The organism is Flagellimonas sediminis (genome assembly GCF_010500845.1).
Taxonomy (GTDB): Bacteria; Bacteroidota; Bacteroidia; order Flavobacteriales; family Flavobacteriaceae; genus Flagellimonas; species Flagellimonas sediminis.
This window is the reverse complement of record NZ_JAAAMI010000015.1, coordinates 22,509-42,578: the sequence shown is the minus strand read 5'-3', so window position 1 is coordinate 42,578 and position 20,070 is coordinate 22,509. Positions and strand designations below refer to the sequence as shown.

Here is a 20,070-nt window from a genome sequence, read left to right as displayed (position 1 = left end):
GGTCCAGTAAATCGAAAGATGTGTTGTACATCAAAAACATGGTCTGTCCGAGATGCATCATGGCCGTCAAAGGTATTTTGGACGATGAGGGCATTCCCTATATGAATGTGTCGTTGGGTGAAATAACACTTAGCGGAAAAATAACGGATGAAAAACGGGAAGTTCTCAACAAAAGACTTGGGAAAATCGGATTTACGATTGTCAATGATCGTAAAGGTCAGTTGATCGAACAGATTAAAAACCTTGTAATTGAGGCAATCCATTATGCTCGATCTATGGAAAAGGTCAAATGGCCCGAATACCTTTCCGATGTATTGCATCTTGACTATAAGTATCTGAGTTCGCTGTTTTCCTCGGTGGAAAGCATCACTTTGGAGCAATATATCATCAACCAAAAGATTGAAAAGGTCAAAGAGTTACTGGTTTATGACGAATTGAGCTTAAAGGAAATAGCGTTTCAATTGGATTATAGCAGTACCGCATACCTGAGCAATCAATTCAAAAAAGTGACGGGTATGACCCCGACTTTTTTTAAGCAAAGCTTGAAGCATAATAGAAAGTCTTTGGATGAGATTTAAATTAAAGGAAATTAAATATAGAAGGCTTCTGAATTATATCTTATTATAAACGAAAATGTGATTAAAGAATTGGTTTTGGCCTTGTCTTCAATCTTCTGCAATGTCTTATAAGTCGAATTTAAAATATTCTTATCATGGAAAACGAAAAAATAACTTGGGGTATCTTCTTTTCTGGAGGTGGAAGATGTGCAAAGGATTGTTTGGACCTTTTAACGGAGGGACGACTAAGGGGACATAAAATAAAATGTGTGGTGACAGCGGGGCAGCCGGCTGGAAACCTCAAACACTTTTCGGATAATCAAATCACTATTATTGATCGATATCCGGGTGATTTTGGTTCCATCACAGAGTATCAGATTTGGTTGGCGGACATTCTTCAGAAGAATAAAATTGATTATCTTTTTTTGTTGGGATATAAGTATAGGATAAGGCCTGAATTATTAGTGCCATTTAAAAATAGAATATTGAATATTCACCCTTCATTGTTACCATCATTTAAAAACACCCAAACAGCAATACAGGATGCAATGGATTTGGGGGCTAGGGTTTCAGGAGTAACCACTCACCTTATAGATGAAAAAATTGATGAAGGTTTTATTCTGGATCAAGAAGCCGTTAGAATTCCGCGGAACACTAATTTTACAACAATTGACATTGCTTTTAACAAGGCAGGAATAGAACTTATTGAGCGGACCTTCAATTTAGTGAAAAATGAACATAAGCCCAAAATCTATTTGGATAGTTATATAAAAGAACATTTAGGTCGGTCCAAAACATAGTTTGATCCATTCCATTACAATAAATAACCATGCCCTTATGACAATTTTATAATTCTTTCGGCGAATTCTATAACTTCTCATCATAATTCTGTTCTGAAATTTGTACCATACAAATCAGAGTAGAAAATGGATGCAATCGATATTATAGAGGATACTGAAAGGAAAGCGAAGACGGTGTCCAAAAAATCATTCCCGGTCACTGGAATGACCTGTGCTGCCTGTGCATCCAGCGTGGAATCCATGCTGGGCCATACGGAAGGGGTCTACAATGCCAGTGTCAATTTTGCCAATAGTACGGTCCTTGTGGAATTTGATAGTGCTATGGATCTTACCGATCTTCAAAATGCGGTACGTCAGATCGGTTATGATATTGTTGTGGATGCCGAGGATCCGACCGGAGTACAGGAAGAGCTTTCGAAAAAGCATTATGGGTCTATAAAAAGGCGAACCCTTTGGTCCGCTATTTTGACACTTCCCATTTTCGTATTGGGGATGTTTTTTATGGATTGGGTCCCGGGTAGGTGGATTTCATTGGTGTTAGCCCTACCCATCCTGTTCTGGTTTGGGCGAAGCTTTTTCGTCAATGCCCTCAAGCAGGCCAAATTCGGCAAGGCCAATATGGATACTTTGGTCGCACTCAGTACGGGCATTGCCTTTTTGTTCAGTGTATTCAATACCCTTTTTCCTGAATTTTGGCTCAGTAAAGGCATGGAACCCCATGTATATTATGAAGCTGCCACAGTGATCATCACCTTTATTTCATTGGGAAAATTGTTGGAAGAAAAGGCAAAATCAAATACGTCCTCGGCCATTAAAAAATTGATAGGGCTGCAGCCCAAGACCTTAAAGGTGATAGAACATGGGGAGGAAAGTGAAATCCCAATTTCTTCGGTCAAGGTAGGCCAAACGATATTGGTAAGACCAGGGGAGAAGGTCCCTGTGGATGGAACGGTGTCCAAAGGAAGTTCCTATGTTGATGAAAGTATGATCACGGGCGAACCCGTCCCTGTAGAAAAGACAAAAGGTGAAAAAGTTTTTGCCGGTACCGTAAACCAAAAGGGAAGCTTTCAGTTTGTTGCTGACCGGGTGGGAGGGGAGACCCTTTTGTCCCAGATCATCAAAATGGTGCAGGAAGCACAAGGGAGCAAGGCGCCCGTACAAAAATTGGTGGACAGGATTGCCGGTATTTTTGTTCCTGTTGTGATGACGATTTCACTGTTGACATTTATCACCTGGATGTCACTGGGGGGTGAGGATGCCTTCACCCATGCACTGCTGACCGCAGTTGCCGTTTTGGTAATTGCTTGCCCCTGTGCACTGGGATTGGCAACCCCGACCGCCATCATGGTAGGAATCGGCAAGGGGGCCGAACACAATATTCTCATCAAAGATGCGGAAAGCCTGGAGTTGGGTTACAAAGTGAATGCCATTGTCCTGGATAAAACGGGCACCATAACAGAAGGAAAGCCTGTGGTGACCAATATGGTCTTTGCGGACCATGTGACCGATCAGAAGGCCCTGGAGCAAATTTTATATGCTGTGGAGGCACAGTCCGAACATCCCTTGGCTGAGGCAGTGGTCTCCTTTTTAAAAGATAGAAAGGTAAATCCGGTCGAAATTTCGGACTTCAATAGTCTTACAGGAAAAGGCGTTCGAACCGAGGCATTGGATGGCACCCATTACTTTGTGGGCAATCATAAGTTGATGGTCGAAAAAGGAATTGCCATGGATGCCAATCTGGAACATTTGGTCGAAGGGTTTGAGCAAGAGGCCAAAACGGTCATATACTTTGGCGGTGGAGGTAAGGTGAAGGCGATTTTGGCCATTATGGATAGTATAAAGGAATCCTCAAAGGAAGCCATACAAGAAATGCAGGCGAGCGGTTTGGAGGTCCATATGCTGACCGGTGATAACAAGATGACGGCCGAGGCCGTATCACATCAGGTGGGTATCAAAAGCTATGAAGCCGAAGTACTCCCATCAGAGAAAGCTGATTTTGTGAAAAGGCTTCAAGAAAGCGGAAAGGTGGTCGCCATGGTGGGTGATGGCATCAATGATTCGCAGGCACTTGCCCAAGCAGATGTCAGTATCGCGATGGGCAAAGGGTCCGACATTGCCATGGATGTCGCGAAAATGACCCTGATCACCTCTGATTTAAATGCAATCCCCAAGGCGTTGAAACTCTCCCATAAGACCGTTGTGGGTATAAGACAAAATCTTTTTTGGGCCTTTATTTACAATATCATTGGAATTCCTATAGCTGCAGGGCTGCTTTATCCGATCAATGGATTTTTGTTGGATCCGATGATCGCTGGTGCCGCTATGGCCTTTAGCAGTGTATCGGTCGTATTGAACAGTTTGAGACTTAAAACAATTAAACTTTAATTATTTTCTAATTTAAAATTGATGAACATGAGTACATTACAATTCAAATCAAATATTAAGTGCAGTGGATGTGCCAATACCGTAAAACCATTTTTGGATAAGGTGGATGGCGTGACCGATTGGTCGGTTGACTTTGCCTCCCAAGACAAATTATTGACCGTACAGACCACAAGTGCCACGGAAGAGGAAATCACTTCTGCCGTTGAATCGGCTGGATATCATTTGACCAAGAAATAAATGGAATGTCCAGAAGAATATATTAAATGGTTCGAATGGGATTGGGGATTGCCTTGATCCTATTCGGATTAGATAGTTTTGTTGAACTTTACATTTAAAAATGTATACATAAAATTTTCGGCAAAGAAAGGGCCGCTATAATTTATAGCAGCCCAATTTCCTTTCATTCCTATTATTCCTTTTTACTAATCACCAACTCATACACACAAGGAATTACAATTAAATTCAAAAGTGTTGCAGAAAGCAAACCTCCCAAAATGACCACCGCCATGGGGCTTTGTATTTCACTACCGGGTTGCCCACCTTTTAGAGCCAATGGGATCAAGGCCAATCCTGTGGTAAAGGCCGTCATTAAAATAGGGTTTAATCTATCCAAGGCACCTGCTTTGATAAGGTCTATTCCTGTTTTTCCTTCCTGTCTTAAATCTTCGTATCGAGATACCAATAGAATACCGTTTCGGGTGGCAATACCGAACAAACTGATAAATCCAATGGTCGCTGCTATGCTTACGATGCCAGAGGTGAAGTAGACGATCAAAATACCCCCAATCAATGCCAAAGGCAAATTGATGAGCACCACAAAGGCCAATTTCACATTTTTGAACTCATAATACAGTAACAGGAAAATGATACCGATTGCCAAAAATGCTGTGACCAATAACAATTGGGATGCTTTGGATTCACTTTCAAACTGCCCGCCATATTGTACACGATACCCCTCTGGAAAGGTAATGGTACTGTTGACCACCGCTTCAATCTCGTTTACGGCACTCCGCAAATCCCTTCCCTGTACATTGGCGGCAATCACAATCTTACGTTGTACGTCTTCACGGCTGATGGTATTAGGACTACTTACTGAACCTATGGTCGCCAATTCACCCAACACCGTTTGTCCTCCGTTGGGCAGACTGATCAAGGTGTTCTTGAAATGCTCGATATTGTCACGAAAGGGTTTATCATACCGGACCACGAGGTCAAAATATTGATGCCCTTCATAGATCTCGCCCACTTCCTCACCTGCAAACGCTATATCCACCTGTTCCATCAAGTTGCCAGCTGTCATACCATAAGCCGCCAATATTTGGCGCTTGGGCTTTATCCGAATTTGGGGAACTTCTATTTGCTGGTCAACCGCAACATCCGCCAACCCATCAATGGATTTGATGTTCTGCTCCACTTGTTTGCCCAATTCGAACAAACGCTGTAGATCGGGGCCAAATATCTTGATGGCGATATTGGCCCTTGTTCCCGATAGCATATGATCGATACGGTGTGCTATGGGCTGCCCAAGGGTGATGTTGACGCCGGGCACCACACTTAGTTTAGTTCGGACTTCCTCAAAAAAAGCTTCCTTGGATTTACCATCCAATATAAACGGCACATCAATTTCGGCAGCATTGACCCCTTGTGCATGTTCGTCCAATTCCGCACGTCCAGTTCTGCGGGTCACCACTTCAACTTCGGGCATTTCCAACAACAAGGTTTCTATTTGTTTCCCAGCCTTGTTACTTTCTTCCAGAGACATTCCGGGAGGGCCAACTGCACTGATCACCAACGAACCTTCATTGAACTCGGGCAAAAAGCTTCTTCCCAATTGGGTCGCCAATGCCAAACTCAAAATAAAGGCAATCACAGTTACACCGATCACCGTTTTTGGGAATTTAATCACCTTGTCCAATGTGGCTGCATACCATTTTTGGAGCCATTGTTCCACTTTTGTGCCTTCGGCTTGTTTGTTCAACAGCTTTTCGTTGTTCAATAAATACGAACATAAAACAGGGGTAACTGTAACCGCAACAATCAAGGACGTTAATACAGAGGTTACAAAAGCAATTCCTAGCGGTTGTAATAATCTGCCTTCCATGCCACTCAAAAAGAACAAAGGAACGAACGAAACAATAATGATCAAGGTCGCTATGATGATGGAGCTACGTATTTCCACAGAAGCATCCCGCACGACAGTAATTACGGATTGCTGAGCTTCTTTTGGCAAACGACTGTTTTCACGCAAACGTTTATACACATTTTCCACATCAATGATTGCATCATCCACCAAGGCACCAATGGCGATGGCCATACCACCTAAACTCATCGTGTTAATGGTATATCCCATTAATTTTAAGATGATGATGGACACCAATAATGAAATAGGAATGGCCAACAATGAAATTACCGTGGTTCGCCAGTTCATCAAGAAAATGAACAATACAATCACCACAAAAAATGCACCCTCCAACAAGGTGGAATTTAGATTGCTTATGGAGGCCTCGATAAAATCGGATTGCCTGAATATCTGGCTTTTGATTTCCACACCTTTGGGCAAAGTTTTTTGTAGATCGGCAATGGCCAAATCCAACTGATCTGTCAAATTTAAGGTGTTGACATCGGGTTGTTTGGATATGGTCAAGACCACCGATTCCTTCCCATTCAATGAACCATCACCGATCTTGTCCGATGCCCCGATCTGTACAGTGGCTACATCTTTGATTTTAATGGTCTGACCATTGATCTGCTTTAAAACAGCTTCCTGTAGGTCTTCCAAAGCATAGGCCCTACCACTACCTTTAATGATGTATTGGTTCCCATATTGATTTACAATGCCACCTGGAGCATTTACATTGGCTTCCCTAACGTGGTCTACCAATTCTGATAAGCTCACGTTATAGTGCTTCAACTTTTCGGGATTGGCAAATACTTGGTATTGTTTGTACTCGCCACCAATGACCACCACATTGGCGATACCGCCAATCGCTTTGATGCGTGGGCGAATCGTCCAGTCAGATAGGGTACGTAATTCCATGGGTGACAAACTATCAGATGTTACTCCCAATAGCATAATCTCACCCATAATGGATGAAATGGGCGCCATCGTTGGTGCACCGATACCTTCAGGCAGATTTTCACGCACCATCGGGATGCGTTCACTTACAATTTGCCGTGCCCTGTATATATCCGTTCCCCATTCAAATTCGACCCAGACAATGGAAATACCCGCTGCCGATGAGGAACGAATACGCCTTACATTGGGCGAACCGTTCAGGGCGGTTTCCAATTGATAGGTCACCAGTTTTTCCACTTCTTCCGATTCCATTCCGTGGGCTTCGGTAAGAATGGTTACCGTAGGTGCTGTGAGGTCCGGGAATACATCAACATTCATTGTTTTTGCATAGTACACACCCAATACACTCAACACTACGGCTCCCAACAAAATCAGCAAACGATTATGTAGGGAACTATTTAATATTTTAGTCAACATAATTTTTGCTTTTTAATGTTCATGGCCATGTGCAGGGGTTGTTCCTGACATGGAGGCCATTTTTACCTGATACGCACCTGTGGTTACCACGACATCCCCAGCTTGAAGGCCTTTTAATACCTCTACATTTTCACCATTGCGTTTTCCTATGGTAATTGATCTCCGCTCAAAGCTTTCTCCTGAAAGTTGCACCATAACCGAATAGTTGCCGTAATCTTCCAACAAGGCCGATTCGGGAACAAGTGTGGTTGGTTTGCCATCACCCATTGCTATATGTACTTGGGTTAAACTACCATCTGGAACTGGAACAACGTCGTTCACTCTGGCAAACACAGAAATCAATGGACTGTCCTTTTCCACATCTTTTGAAATGGATAGGATCATACCATCTGAATCCGAAATGTTCTTCCAATTACCAGTTTCCGTTTGATACCATAAACCTTTAAAGTTCTCCATGGTCAAACCATAGGTGGGTGCAATCTGCGATTTCAACACTTTTGAATCTTCTGTCGCCACACTGATCAATACAGCTCCTTGCTCTACATAATCACCATTGGCCACATTCACAGATCTAATGAATCCATTAAAAGGGGCTCGAATCTGTTTGCTGTCACCCGAAACTCCCGAAGCAATGGATTGATATTCTGCTTTTGCTATGGCATAATTACTTTCCACTTTTTCAAATGCAGCCTTTGGAATGATCTTGCTCTCATAAAGTTCCTTTTTTCTGTTGTATTCCGAAGCTGCCTGATCATAATTGGCCTTTGCTTTGGCTACTTCGGCACTCAAATTATTGGATGCCAAGCCTTGGCTGCTCACACTTAAAAGCAATTGCCCTTTTGTTACCTCCATACCCTCTGTAAGGTTCAGAGTTGAGAAGTTGACGGTTCCATTGGTCGTTGCCACCATTGTTTTTAATGCTCCTTGGGCTGGTTGCCAAACCCCAGAGGTCTTGATGACATCGAATATTTCACCTTTTATTACGGGTTCAGTTTGGAAAGCTGTTTTCCAAGCCTGTTCTTTCAAAAATGAAATAGATCCATCCTCGCCCGCTTCACCCAAGGCCTCTTTGGCTTCATCCAAACTGGCATACACCATAATATCCTCGATTATGATTTTATCAGTGTATTGAGGAGTGGTAAGGTCAAAAATCAATTGATGTTCACCTGGTCCTGTTGGCTGAAGAAGTGGAGAAAATATTCCTGGTGACGAGGGAGCGTCAGCAGTTGACCGTATTCCTTTTTCCCCTTTGACCAAACTTACCGTAACCGAACCCTCACGTACTGGCTGATGTTTGTCCAATACCGTGAAATGTGCGGCGAATTTGCTTGGTTGCCCCACAATCAATGCTGGGAACTCCACAAACAATTCTGTGTCATCCGTCCAAATGGTATAATCCAATCGGGGTTTTTCATCCCCTACATGGCTGCCATCTGGGTTATGGGCATGGTCTTCTTCCTTATTTTGTTTACAAGCTGTTGCCATTAAGGCAAGCACAATTATTAAATACTTTTTCATTTTGATTAAAGTTTAGTGGTCGTGGTGTGTTACTCCATCCTCGTGGGTATGGGTCCCTTCTTCGGTCCCTGTTGAATCCTTGCCAACAGTGAACTCTTCTTGTTTCACTTCTTCCTGTTCATGCGTATGATCCGCACCTTCCCCATGGGTATGTCCATGGTCGTCTTTTGCTTCTTCTTTTTTGGTGTCACGGCATCCTGTAATTCCTATTGCAATGAATACCATTGACGCCATTAAAATTTTTGATACTGTTTTCATCTTTTAGTTTTTTAAGTTGTTACAATTGATGTATTAATAATTGTGCTTGTAATAGCTGTAGTTGTTTTTCCATTTCCAACATCCTATCGGTTGCATCCCGATAAAACTGAACTTCCATATAATATTCCAAAAAGGAATATTCACCCAGATTGTAGGCTTTAAATAAAAGTGCCTCACTATCTAGGTTGGATAGCGTTTCTTGATATTCGGTGTATTTGTTGAACAACAAAAGGTATTGGTTGTATTCCTGTTGGAATTGTGAATACATCAATGCCCTTGTTACTTCTGAATTGGTTTGTTGGTACTCAAAATTGGCCTTTGCTGCCTTCACTTTGTTATTACTGTTCCATAAGGGAATAGACAAACCGCCAAATACTCCTGAATAGTCATTGCCGTTTACACCTTGGTAGTTATATCCCAATGAGATATTGGGCAGCACTTTGTTCTTTTCCAGTTTGACGTTCTGAAAAGCAGAGGCTTCCTTGGCTTGGAGCTCGATCAATCTTGGGTCATTGGCCAGTTTTTCACTCCAAATAATTTCCAAATTTTGTAATTGGACAGGACTCTCCAACTGCAAATCATTCATTTCAATGGATTGTCCACCATTTAGCGTTTGCAATTCAGTCAGTTGGTTTTGAATGTCAGCTTGTAACTGTTCCATTATAAACTGTTCCTGAATCCAAGCTACTTTCGCCTTGTTAAGATCCAAGATTCCAACCTGTTCCTTGTTATACATTTCTTGGACTTGTTGGAAAACCTCCATACTTTGGGTTTTTCTGACTTCTTCTATCTCCTTCCGTTTTTGAAGTAGATTGAGATTGATCAACCCCTCTTTGGCTTTCAAAAGAATTTCTTGGCGCTTATTGGTGTACATCGTCTCCAACTGGTCTGCCCGAAGCTTGTTCCACTTGTTACGGGCCAAATACACCGTAGGAAATTCGAATGATTGTGAGACTTCAAATTCAGCGTAATCGTCCGACTGGTGGTCACCAAATGGCAAATAATACCCAAGAACCTCGGGGTTCGGCAAATTGTTACCGCTTTTATTTTGCAGTTGTTGGCCATTAATGTACGATTGATAGGCCTTCAACTCTTTATTGTTCTGTTCTATTTGGTTCAGCACTTTCTCCATCTCAGTGGATTGGGAAAACACTTTGCCAAAAAACAGGTACACGCAAAGGGCGCATACGAATTTAAATTTCATAATGATTTTGATTAGGTTTATCAAAAATTGAGAAACAAACACATTGATTCAATTATCAAAAAGAATCAGCTTGTCTACTTGATTAACCTAATGCTGGGGGTCCCCGAAGCGAGAGATTGGGGAAATGGTCTTTTAGTGGGGTATTCAGTGGCTCGTGCCAAATTTTATCCAAAAGGATGTCTTCCCATATAATCTGGGCCACTTCTGGTATGCGAACCGTTTTTATCTGTTGCTTTTGGTCCGTTATTTTGTGGACGGAAGAATGTTCCCATACCAATACATTGGTCGGTGTGTTGGAATGGGTGTGGAAATCCAAGAACCAGTCAAATAGGCCCTTGCTCGGCTTTTTGTCCTCTGGCTTTCCATGATGGTGATGGCCATCGGCCACATGGTCGTGATCATGGCCTGTTTGGAACTGTTCGGTCTGGTGTTGATGGTGCCAATGCGGAACGATTTGGTGCATGAGCAACATACTGAATATGCCCAGGAAAAAAAGTGCCTTAATGTTTTGGTATTTCCGCATCTGATACAAATATAGGAATCTATTGAATCAAGCTAAACTACAATACCACAACTTTTTAGTAAAACCCCAATGCAAATCCAAAAACCATAACCTGAAAGGTTAAATAAACTTCAGAATGTAAACTATTTATTTAGTACACGGAAATGAACTTTAACAAACCAGTGGACTCGATTTACCATTAAAGTTCAAAAAAACATGATTTAAATTCAATTAATAAAAAATGTCTCTAAAATTTATTAATTTGGCCATAGAAAGCATATCGGAACGGTCAAAAGTTACCTATTCGGTTACCTTTTTTTGAAAAAACAACGTAACATATTGGTTTATAGAGATGTACTGGTTATTTATTGGGCCAGTCATCCCGACGAACCTTGGTTTTATGGCACTAAGTAAAACCTTAAATAATTGAAAACCAGAAAATTAATTTTTTCTGGTTTTTTTTATTTCCATCTGAAACCATTGGTGAGGATGTCCTATCTGAAAAGTTCAGAGTATCTGATGTTGGTCTGGCCTCAATCGATTATGCCTTTTTGTTGGATTTTGAAAACTACATGCGGAACTGTGAACCCATAAAAGCCTTCCCGCCCTTGAACAACAATGGTATCATGAAGCATATGCTACGTTTCAAGAAGTTGATGAACATGGCCTATAAGTTTGATTGTATTCCCAAAAACCCTTTTAACCTCTATAAGGTGAAAATGGTGGACTATGACAGTGACTTTTTGGAAGAAGAGGAGATCCAGGCGTTGGTGCAACTCGAATTGGCGGAGAAAGGAGCTGACTTGGTCCGTGATATCTTCATGTTCGCTTGCTTTACGGGACTCAGCTACATTGAGGTAAAACTACTAAGGCCCAGGGATATTGTATCGGGTATCGATGGAGAGTTGTGGATCGATGTAAGGCGCCAAAAGACAAAGACCCCGGTAAAGGTTCCTCTTTTGCCCAGGGCGAAATGCATACTGGAAAAGTATGAAGCCTTTCCCAAAAAAGAGAATACCTTGTTGCCGGTGTATTCGAACCAAAAAGTGAACCAATATTTAAAAGTGATCGCCCAAAAGGCAGGTATAGATAAACACCTGACATTCCATGTGGCCCGACATACCTTTGCTACCACGATTACCTTAATGAACAATGTGCCCATTGAGACAGTTTCCAAACTTTTGGGGCATACCAAACTTTCGACCACACAGAAATATGCAAGAGTGGTGGAGAAAAAGATCTGTAAGGATATGACCCAATTGAAAGATTTATTGGCCAAAAGTCCACTAGCGGAAAAGGATAACGGTCAAAATGTGGCCAAAACCCATGGACTTCGAATAGTTCGATAAACAGGACTGTAACCTTAAAGACCCATGTTTGTGATGAAACCTTTAGGAAGGCTGATCAGGTTAATCTCTTTTTGGTCAACCCCGATGGTCCCTAAGAACCAAATATATGGTTGTATTGGGCCTCGATATCATTGATATCGTCTCCATTGAGTTCTGAAAACTCCTTTTCCCTTGCCCGTTTCGACAGTTTACCGGCATTTTGGTTAAGGAACTTTATCAATAGATCCACTTTGGTATCGGGTAGCGTGACATGGGAATTGATAAAATCCATCATGCGATCATATTTTTCGAGATAATCCAATTCTTCAGGAATGATCTGTTCAATGGTCTCTTCGACACATTCATACAAGAATTCCGATTGTAGGGTGAGGTCGAAGTAGCGGTATAGGTCAATGGTCTCGTTAAGGACATCAATATTGTGATCGGATGTTTCCTTCCATTCGATCAAATCCACCCTCTGGGAGGAGTAATGCTCCAGAATGTCCTGGTATTCGTCAATGCGTTCCAGAATGGCAGAGGATATGGGAAAGATCATCCCTCGTTTGGTATAGCCCATCCGAGTGAGTAAATGGTGGATGATATATCGGTGTATCCTGCCATTACCATCGGATAGGGGATGGATGAAAACAAAGCCGAATGCAATGGTGGCCGCGGCCAATACCGGATTGTAACCGGCTTGCTGTAACAGTGCATTGGTGTCGAGCAACCCTTGCATCAACAAGGGCAGGTCTGAAGCCTTGGCGGAAATATGGTCGGGCATAGGGGATAGGGTTTCCCTATCATGTTCGCCTATAAAGCCTTCCATGGTCCGTATGCCCATATGCCTTAATTTTTTGCTTCCGATGACAATGTGCTGCAACCGTTCGATCTCTTCGATGTTCAAAGGGGATTTTCCCGATTGCCCAATGGCCTTTCCCCAATTTCTTGCCCGCATGCTTGGGGGATGCTCCCCTTCAATGGCAAACGATGCCTTGGAATCTTTCAACAGTAAAAAGGCAGCGGTCCTTCGTATGAGATCCTTGTCCCGCTTTCCCAATCCCTTTTCTATGGTTTCGGAAAGATCTTTTTCAATATACCTCTCCAGTTTCTCAGTCCTACGAATCATTGGACAGAATCCCGGAACCCCGGGCAAGTTGTTCTTTACACGATGCCGGGTGGAATTCTCGGATTGGCCCGCATATTGCAGGGAAGGGTCCACCACCTCCACGTAGGTGCCTCTGTTCAGGTTGGGAACATCGAGCGTCTTCCCGGTCAACCATTCATATAAAAACCATGCCCTTCTTGTATATTGCCCCGTAGGCTCTTCTTTCAACATTTGGTGTATGATGGCATCACCGATCAACTCGAAAATCCTTTTCAATATATATAGGTCCAAGGGCTCGTATTTAAGAGCAAAGACCAAATGACTTTTCAGGTCTTCCTTGGGTTTATGCCTAATGGTAAACACCTGCCATTGGTCAGTGTCGTAGCGTTGGTGCTTTTCTGTTGCCATGGCCATTATATCGGGCAGGGGAACTGCCGTGCCAAATTGGTTTCCAATGACTGAAATCAATAGGGAATAGCCGACCAGGTAACCTTCCTCAGGTAATTTACGTCCGTGAAAAACAGTTACTTTATGTGAAAAAAAATTACTTTTCATTTTTTTGTATGAAAAACAGTGACAAATATACCATGAAAAATGATTACTTAACGTGAAAAATGATTATTTATAATTATTTTTTATGAAAAAATGTTATTTTTGAATTGGGTTTTGGTGCTATTTTTATCAAAAATCGGAAATTGAGGTTAGTAATCAGTGTCTTGCATACTTGAGGTCAATGGTGCGACTGCCTCTTTTTTCCCATAGCTGTATCCTTAATGTTTCCTCGTTTCCCAGGACAAACTTGGGTGTCACACAGACAAAGTGTTCATGATTTCCAGTTCGAATGATACTTGGGTTTTTATGGATGTAGGCCACATCCAATGGTATTTCTTGGGAGGAAGCTCTTCTTTTTTTACTGCCATTGGTGACAGTTATGGCCAAATGACCCAATTCGAAATCAATGGCCGATGTGTTTTTGATATCAATAACCAAGTACACTTCATTGCCATGATAGGTCATGGATTCCAAGCGTAACCGAAGTCCACTTTTTCGTTTGGTCACTAAATTTTTGGGGTTGTGTTCCAATAGATATGAACAGCGTTCCTTGTATGTTTTCTGCTGCTTTGTAAGTGAATCCACGACTTTTGAATCCAGTTTCTTATTGTTTAGTTTGGGTGGAAGGGTCCCTATGCTTTGTTCCGTTGTTATAAAGTGGTTGTAACGCTGAAGTGTCTTTGCATATGCCAAATGGAAGGAGTAGACCTTACCACTGGTAGTCATGACCAATAGATTGCTCGGTCTTCCTGGAACTGCCTGTAACAAACCAAGGTGTTCTTCCTGTTCCCTGTTGTAGGTGAATACAAAAGCGGGATGCCCTGTAATCGCTTTTTGCACGGGACTGGGAAAGAAAAAGGCCACGTTATGGTGTTCATTGGCATAAATGGTGTCCATGGCTGGTTGGCCATGTGCCTTTATCGAAATCGTTGAAATGATGATGAGTGTGTAGAGCTGCTTTAAATACATGATTAGGGTTTTAATAGGAATTGATAGTTATTGGAGATTTCCACCTTGATGGCGCGATTGTCCTTACGGAAGATATTCTTGATGCCACTACCAATCTGAATGCTGCGGAATTGGAGGGTCGTTATGGGAACCGTGTAAGGTCCCGGATGCGGGAGCTGTTCAATCTGTTGGCATTTGATAAGGGGAGTTTGGACAAACGTAAATGAAGGAAAGGGAATTCTTTACATTTTTTTGTCCCTTGATGTCCGGATTTCAAGGATAAGGTCAAATAAAATGAATCTCAGTATCCAGGGACATTACCTTGACAGCCTTGAACGGTGCAAGTATGGTAAGGGTGTGTTCTTTATTTGCAGGAATTATAAATACGCTGCCCACGCCAAGGGTATGTTCGCCATCGGCCATTCTTAAAAGTGCTTTCCCCTCATTGACCATCAACAATGCTTCCCCGGTGTTGTGGTGGTATGGTATGACCATTCCAGGAATTCCATTCAGCAGTATTGCCTTATAGGTTTCACCTTCGATCAAAGTATGTAGTTGGGGCATGTTGGTTGTTGCCATATCAAATATTCTCAGTTGCTCCCCATTGCTTTTTCTCCATATCGGTCCATAGCGTTGGGAAGAATTTTCGTTGTTGGTATCTGGGATGTAAATATTTTTTCCATTGGGATCCCCCGGTTGCAGCTTTTTTACAATCAGGACCTTCCAAATAATGTTCGGCCGTCCTTAAATGGACCAGGGGCCATTGCACATTGTAGAGGTGATCGAACTCTTTTAGGCGGTCAATCAGAAGGGTTGTCGGTTCGGGCAAATCATTGATCTTGTCCTGAAGGGTGCGACCCTTGACCTTTTTGGCCAAGGCAGTAAAACTTTCAAGGTACCGCTGCTCAAACCTTCTCAAGGTCAAGGTCTTTTTACCGGTGGTGCGGTCAAATCCGGCATCCCTCCAGTAAATATGCTCAAAATAATCCTCCATGGATGGATTTTGGGGAAGTCGTTCCCTGCCTTCATCATTGATGAGATTTTCCAGAGGGGTGCACAAGATCTCGATATATCGGAACTGGGCACTCTGAAAACCACTGGCGGGGGTCAGGGTCTTCCGGAATTCTTGGTATTCCCCATGGTCCATTCCATCTTTCATGATATCAAAGGAACCGATCAAGAGGTTGGTGTAGCGAATGCACCGGTTGATTTTTGGGAGCACGAAAGCGGCATCGATTTCATTTTGGTCAACCAGCTGCTCCAATTCGTGCCGCATCATTTTCAGAAGGAGCTCGGTGACCTGGTGGTACATGATGAAGATGGTTTCATCCTTGAAGTGGGTGCGGGGCTTTTGTAGGGACAAAAGGGTATCCACTTCGATATAGTCCCAATAGGTGAGGGGTGAGGCATGGAGGAGACCTTCCAGATAGGTTTCAGGATTTTCACCAAGTTCTTGGTATTTGTTGATGATCTGTGCTAGTGTTTGGGTCATGGTATCGTTGTTATGTTGTTAGCTGTTGTTTATGGAAAATATTGGTGTCCGATCTCAATGGTACCGGAATATTTGTTCTTAAAAGGTTATTTCTTCCATATCGATATGGTATTTTTTCTGATTCAACGTGTGATATAGATGATTGATGATATCAGCTTCTGAGAATGTGGTTTTGTATTCGAATCTGATCAGTGGGCTATTGGCATAGCACAAATTGTGCTCCTTTGTACGATTTGGTCTATAGGGAATTTGAAAATGTTGGGACAATCGCTCGACAAAATCCGCTTTGATGTCGAGGTTGACCAATTCCTGTATGGAATATAAGGATCGATCGTCCCTTTTGACAAAGATATCCGAGAGCTTAACCTTCATGGTCCCCATGGGTTGTGTTGGCTTTCACATAGGCAATCTTCAGTTGGAACATCTCCGCCATTTTTTCGGCACGAAACTTGGCCTCGGCCGCCTTTTCACCAATGAAATTGTCATCAACGGTCTGTATAAAGAGTAGTTTCCAACGGTCAAAATGTTCCCCTTGGACCGGTAGCCTGGCATGGGGGGCGAAAGGACTGCCATAATACGTGTGCTCCCCCAATAGGACGGTTTGCCAAAAACGGTACATTTTTTCCAGATGCGCCGGCCAATTATCCTGGATCACTCCATTGAAAATATCCGCCAGTAGGTCATCTTCCCGGACCTTTCCATAAAAAAGGTCCACCAATTGCTTGATGTCATCCAGGGTTGTAATTTCTTTATTTTGCGTCATTATGTGAATGAAAATATGAATGTGACCCGTACCAATGCTTCCTTTTGGAAACTTTAATGGGACAGCACTTTATAGGGTATAAAGATACGGGGAATTGAAAAATAACGGATAATTTTGTCCGAAATATTTAATGCGATGGGAAATACGGTCAAATCACTAAAAAAAGAAATCAGGGAGCAGATGTTGGAAAGACGGAATCGGATGTCCCATAGGGAAAAAACCCTTTATGACCATGCGGTCTGTGAAGTACTTTGGGGTCTAGTGGAGCAAAAGGAAATCCAGTCCGTGCATACCTATCTCCCCATGGGCTCCGAGGTCGATATCGTGCCGTTCATAGCGCAATGTCTAGAACATCAGTTAACCGTTGTAGTCCCCCAAACCTTGCCCGATAGACAGTTCAATAATTTGGTGCTTTCATCACTTCAGGGGTTGGAACGGGGCGTATTCGGGACCTCATATCCTTCCGGCAATAGGGTGTACAAGGGCCTTTATGATCTTATCATCGTTCCAGGGCTGGCTTGTGATGGCAATCGGTCCAGGCTTGGGTATGGAGGTGGGTACTATGATACTTTTTTGGCACACCACCCCAAGACCCGCAAAATGGGGTTGTTTTATCCCTTCCAACGTATCAGGCGGGTTCCAACAGAGGACCATGATGTTCAACTGGATGAAATCCTGATCTTGGGAATGCCTAGATGAAACTTTTTTTGATTTTTCTTGGGTCTTTCCTTTATTTAATGATTATTTTATCGTCTATTGATTTTGATGTGATCTCATATGCTCACCAATGCTGGAAAATATGCCATCAGGGCTGTTATGTATTTGGCTATCCATAGCAACGCCAATAAAAAAATGGGCGCCAAGACCATTGCCGGGGCTTTGGACATCCCCCAAGCGTTTTTGGCCCAATTGCTCCGTACTTTGACCACAGACAGGTTGATCTCTTCCTCCAAGGGTCCAGGGGGAGGATTTTACTTGGAGGATGCCGATCGGGAACATACGTTATGGCAGGTGATTGTGAGCATCGATGGGGAACATCGGTTCCATGAATGTTTCTTGGGGCTTTCCATCTGCGATGATGCCCATCCCTGTCCCGTGCACCATTTGGTATCCCCCTTCAAAAAAGAGCTGCTGTTCAATTTTCAGGAACGGACCATTGGCCAATTGATCGAAGAAATCAAGGATAACGGTACCGTAATTTCCTTAAAAATGCCCTTTCTGGAAGATTGAGCAAAGAAATCTGTTTCCAAAGACTTTGTTGAACGTCCCATGATATCCCATGAATTGATGTCTTGCCGGACATTATGGGATTTATGACACCTGGGGTGGGGTTATTCACGTTCCATGGTTTCCAAGTTGGTTCGTTTGACAGGTTTTACCTGATCGTTGCAATGATAATGGCGCAATCCATGTTCCTTTTGTCTGCCCGAACTGAAATTGGAAACCCGTTTGAGGTACCCGATGACCCGGGTGGCATGGTCCACATTGTGTGAATGGCATGAACTGCACTCCCATAGGGTCCGTTTGTCGATATGGGCGCAATCATTGCATATGGTGATACGGATGTTGAAACAAAAGTAATTGCACCCGGCCCTGGCCGTGGCATGGATCAGTTTTTTGAACCCTTCTTGGTTGGGGGTTTCCTCCAAATTGAGATGGAGGGCCGATCCCCCATCCAAATATTGGATGGTATCCTTTCCGTGCAACATGATCTTGTCCAAGGTGTTGGTCCGGTCATCCTCCACCACATAGAAATAAGAGTTGTAACAGTCCCTGGAAACAAAAAATCCGTCTTCCCGGTCCCACTTGGCGTTTTTGACCCCTAGGTTTTCGGCAGGGACGAATTCAGTGTTGAACAGGTAACCAAAGGTTTCACGGGCCTTTCTGTTTTCTTGGTATATGGCTTTGAGATAATGATTGACAAAATCCTTGTACATTTCATTGTTGCCCACTTGTATCCCCTGGCTTTCAGCAGCCTCCACCATGCCGTTGATGCCCACGGTCAGGAATTGTTTGTCCAGTGATATCAACCCGGCATTATAGACCGGTAACATCCCTGCTTTTTCATAATCATCGATAAGCATTCTAAAAGCTACCTGGTACTTGTGGACCTTTTGGACCGCTGCCACAATATCGGATCCTTGTTGCACCAAGCGGTTCATGTTCAGCGTAATCACATTGATGGAACCTGTGGCAACGCCACCAGCTCCAAGGGAATAACTAAAAGTATTGTCACTGATCTCATTGCGCAATCTGCAACAGGAGGCCAGACTGTCCGCATTTTCGGACTGGTAGATAAAAAAGGAGTTGCCCTCGCTCAGTTCCCGGGCACATAGGTCGGTAAATTCCAAGTCAACGGGGGTTCCATCCTTCGTCAACATGGCGGCCGTCACCACGGGGAAGGTCAGGATGGCCTTGGTACGCTCTTGGTTGAACCAGTCCATGAAAAAGGCTTGGAGCTTTTTGACCCGATCCCATTGGGGCCTGCCCATATCAGGAAAGACAAAATCCGCGAACATGTTATCAAAGTAGGGCCTATCGTAGATGGAAATATTCCAGAAAACCGATTGGTAGCCCCTGGCTGCAGCAGGTTGGTTGATGGCATAGACCACATGCTGTAAATGATTGGCAATGATATGGGTGTGGGTCCTTAGGTAATCTGGACCATAATCTTTGGCCGCAAAGTGGTCGAAATACATCAAAAACTCCACAGTGGCCAGGGCACCGGCAAACTGGGAACTTACCGCAAACACCAAATTGACGAATTCCCCGCAAAAGCTTTCCAAGTGCTTTGGGGCCTGACTTTCCCCACCCAATTTGGTCAGTCCGTCCAAGAGGAAGGGATACATGCTGATAGAGGCACAATAGGGCTTGAGCGAAGTCTCATCGTGGACATAGATTTCATGGGACTCGATTTGCCGTGCATATTCCAGGGCAAGTGCTTCCCCGAACAAGGAAGCGATCTTACGCTGGACGAGGGCCCGGTTCACCTGAATATTGATGTCCTTGTTGAGTTCTGCTTCCATGGTAGCGATGTTCTTGGAGGTGACATTGGCATTGGCGTCGACCTTCGAACCATCCGCGGCATTGTCGGAATTGAGGTAATGGTCGATGAATGCCATCTTTTTGGAAATCTGATCATGGGTCAGTCGTATCATATTAAAA

19 protein-coding genes and 1 pseudogene are annotated in these 20,070 nt (G+C 43.2%); 8 read left to right on the top strand and 12 right to left on the bottom strand.

The window, feature by feature from the left end:
- The first annotated feature begins 20 nt into the window (after nucleotides 1–20).
- The 4 genes from GTK07_RS18515 (at nucleotide 21) to GTK07_RS18500 (ending at nucleotide 3,979) form a co-directional block, all read left to right on the top strand.
- Entirely contained in the window at nucleotides 21–578 is a 558-nt protein-coding gene (locus GTK07_RS18515) for a helix-turn-helix domain-containing protein (RefSeq protein WP_313790834.1), read from the top strand.
- Between the two features lie 134 nt (nucleotides 579–712).
- Nucleotides 713–1,357, top strand: a complete 645-nt coding sequence (locus tag GTK07_RS18510) for a formyltransferase family protein (protein WP_163636577.1) — start codon at nucleotides 713–715, stop codon at nucleotides 1,355–1,357.
- 126 nt (nucleotides 1,358–1,483) lie between these two features.
- On the top strand, nucleotides 1,484–3,742 hold the full coding sequence (locus GTK07_RS18505; RefSeq protein WP_163636576.1) for a heavy metal translocating P-type ATPase: 2,259 nt from the start codon (nucleotides 1,484–1,486) through the stop codon (nucleotides 3,740–3,742).
- Nucleotides 3,743–3,769: 27 nt separating this feature from the next.
- A complete protein-coding gene (locus GTK07_RS18500; protein WP_051947607.1) occupies nucleotides 3,770–3,979 on the top strand; it encodes a heavy-metal-associated domain-containing protein in 210 nt (69 codons plus the stop codon).
- Between the two features lie 172 nt (nucleotides 3,980–4,151).
- Here GTK07_RS18500 and GTK07_RS18495 read toward each other — a convergent pair whose 3' ends face one another.
- The 5 genes from GTK07_RS18495 to GTK07_RS18475 form a co-directional block, all read right to left on the bottom strand.
- Nucleotides 4,152–7,235, bottom strand: a complete 3,084-nt coding sequence (locus tag GTK07_RS18495) for an efflux RND transporter permease subunit (protein WP_163636575.1) — start codon at nucleotides 7,233–7,235, stop codon at nucleotides 4,152–4,154.
- A gap of 12 nt (nucleotides 7,236–7,247) precedes the next feature.
- Nucleotides 7,248–8,753, bottom strand: a complete 1,506-nt coding sequence (locus GTK07_RS18490) for an efflux RND transporter periplasmic adaptor subunit (protein ID WP_163636574.1) — start codon at nucleotides 8,751–8,753, stop codon at nucleotides 7,248–7,250.
- A 12-nt stretch (nucleotides 8,754–8,765) separates the two neighbouring features.
- Nucleotides 8,766–9,011: a hypothetical protein gene (locus GTK07_RS18485; protein WP_163636573.1), complete on the bottom strand. Its 246-nt coding sequence runs from the start codon at nucleotides 9,009–9,011 to the stop codon at nucleotides 8,766–8,768.
- A 19-nt stretch (nucleotides 9,012–9,030) separates the two neighbouring features.
- On the bottom strand, nucleotides 9,031–10,215 hold the full coding sequence (locus GTK07_RS18480; protein WP_163636572.1) for a TolC family protein: 1,185 nt from the start codon (nucleotides 10,213–10,215) through the stop codon (nucleotides 9,031–9,033).
- 82 nt (nucleotides 10,216–10,297) lie between these two features.
- On the bottom strand, nucleotides 10,298–10,738 hold the full coding sequence (locus GTK07_RS18475; RefSeq protein WP_163636571.1) for a hypothetical protein: 441 nt from the start codon (nucleotides 10,736–10,738) through the stop codon (nucleotides 10,298–10,300).
- 401 nt (nucleotides 10,739–11,139) lie between these two features.
- Between GTK07_RS18475 and GTK07_RS18470 the strand changes: the two genes are divergently transcribed.
- Nucleotides 11,140–12,066 carry a site-specific integrase gene (locus GTK07_RS18470; protein ID WP_313790833.1) on the top strand — a complete coding sequence of 309 codons (927 nt, stop codon included), beginning with the start codon at nucleotides 11,140–11,142 and terminating at the stop codon, nucleotides 12,064–12,066.
- Between the two features lie 91 nt (nucleotides 12,067–12,157).
- Here GTK07_RS18470 and GTK07_RS18465 read toward each other — a convergent pair whose 3' ends face one another.
- On the bottom strand, nucleotides 12,158–13,705 hold the full coding sequence (locus GTK07_RS18465) for a Fic family protein (RefSeq protein WP_163636570.1): 1,548 nt from the start codon (nucleotides 13,703–13,705) through the stop codon (nucleotides 12,158–12,160).
- Between the two features lie 153 nt (nucleotides 13,706–13,858).
- Nucleotides 13,859–14,671, bottom strand: coding sequence for a DUF4138 domain-containing protein (locus GTK07_RS18460; RefSeq protein WP_163636569.1), 813 nt, complete (start codon nucleotides 14,669–14,671; stop codon nucleotides 13,859–13,861).
- An 83-nt stretch (nucleotides 14,672–14,754) separates the two neighbouring features.
- Here GTK07_RS18460 and GTK07_RS18455 point away from each other — a divergent pair.
- A pseudogene (locus tag GTK07_RS18455) lies at nucleotides 14,755–14,877 on the top strand (ATPase); the annotation flags it as partial.
- 58 nt (nucleotides 14,878–14,935) lie between these two features.
- Here GTK07_RS18455 and GTK07_RS18450 read toward each other — a convergent pair.
- The 4 genes from GTK07_RS18450 to GTK07_RS18435 form a co-directional block, all read right to left on the bottom strand.
- Nucleotides 14,936–15,229 carry a cupin domain-containing protein gene (locus tag GTK07_RS18450; RefSeq protein WP_163636568.1) on the bottom strand — a complete coding sequence of 98 codons (294 nt, stop codon included), beginning with the start codon at nucleotides 15,227–15,229 and terminating at the stop codon, nucleotides 14,936–14,938.
- A 1-nt stretch (nucleotide 15,230) separates the two neighbouring features.
- Nucleotides 15,231–16,142, bottom strand: a complete 912-nt coding sequence (locus GTK07_RS18445) for a tryptophan 2,3-dioxygenase family protein (protein WP_127025108.1) — start codon at nucleotides 16,140–16,142, stop codon at nucleotides 15,231–15,233.
- 78 nt (nucleotides 16,143–16,220) lie between these two features.
- Entirely contained in the window at nucleotides 16,221–16,514 is a 294-nt protein-coding gene (locus GTK07_RS18440) for a hypothetical protein (RefSeq protein ID WP_127025111.1), read from the bottom strand.
- Nucleotides 16,504–16,905: a group III truncated hemoglobin gene (locus GTK07_RS18435; protein ID WP_127025114.1), complete on the bottom strand. Its 402-nt coding sequence runs from the start codon at nucleotides 16,903–16,905 to the stop codon at nucleotides 16,504–16,506. Before GTK07_RS18435 ends, GTK07_RS18440 begins: the two co-directional genes overlap by 11 nt.
- Before the next feature lie 135 nt (nucleotides 16,906–17,040).
- On the opposite strand from GTK07_RS18435, the gene GTK07_RS18430 reads away from it, so the two are divergent.
- Together GTK07_RS18430 and GTK07_RS18425 are read left to right on the top strand one after the other, a co-directional pair.
- Entirely contained in the window at nucleotides 17,041–17,604 is a 564-nt protein-coding gene (locus tag GTK07_RS18430; protein ID WP_163636567.1) for a 5-formyltetrahydrofolate cyclo-ligase, read from the top strand.
- Nucleotides 17,605–17,682: 78 nt separating this feature from the next.
- A complete protein-coding gene (locus GTK07_RS18425; RefSeq protein WP_163636566.1) occupies nucleotides 17,683–18,135 on the top strand; it encodes an RrF2 family transcriptional regulator in 453 nt (150 codons plus the stop codon).
- Nucleotides 18,136–18,236: 101 nt separating this feature from the next.
- Here GTK07_RS18425 and nrdD read toward each other — a convergent pair whose 3' ends face one another.
- Nucleotides 18,237–20,063: an anaerobic ribonucleoside-triphosphate reductase gene (gene nrdD, locus GTK07_RS18420; RefSeq protein WP_163636565.1), complete on the bottom strand. Its 1,827-nt coding sequence runs from the start codon at nucleotides 20,061–20,063 to the stop codon at nucleotides 18,237–18,239.
- Nucleotides 20,064–20,070: the final 7 nt, after the last annotated feature.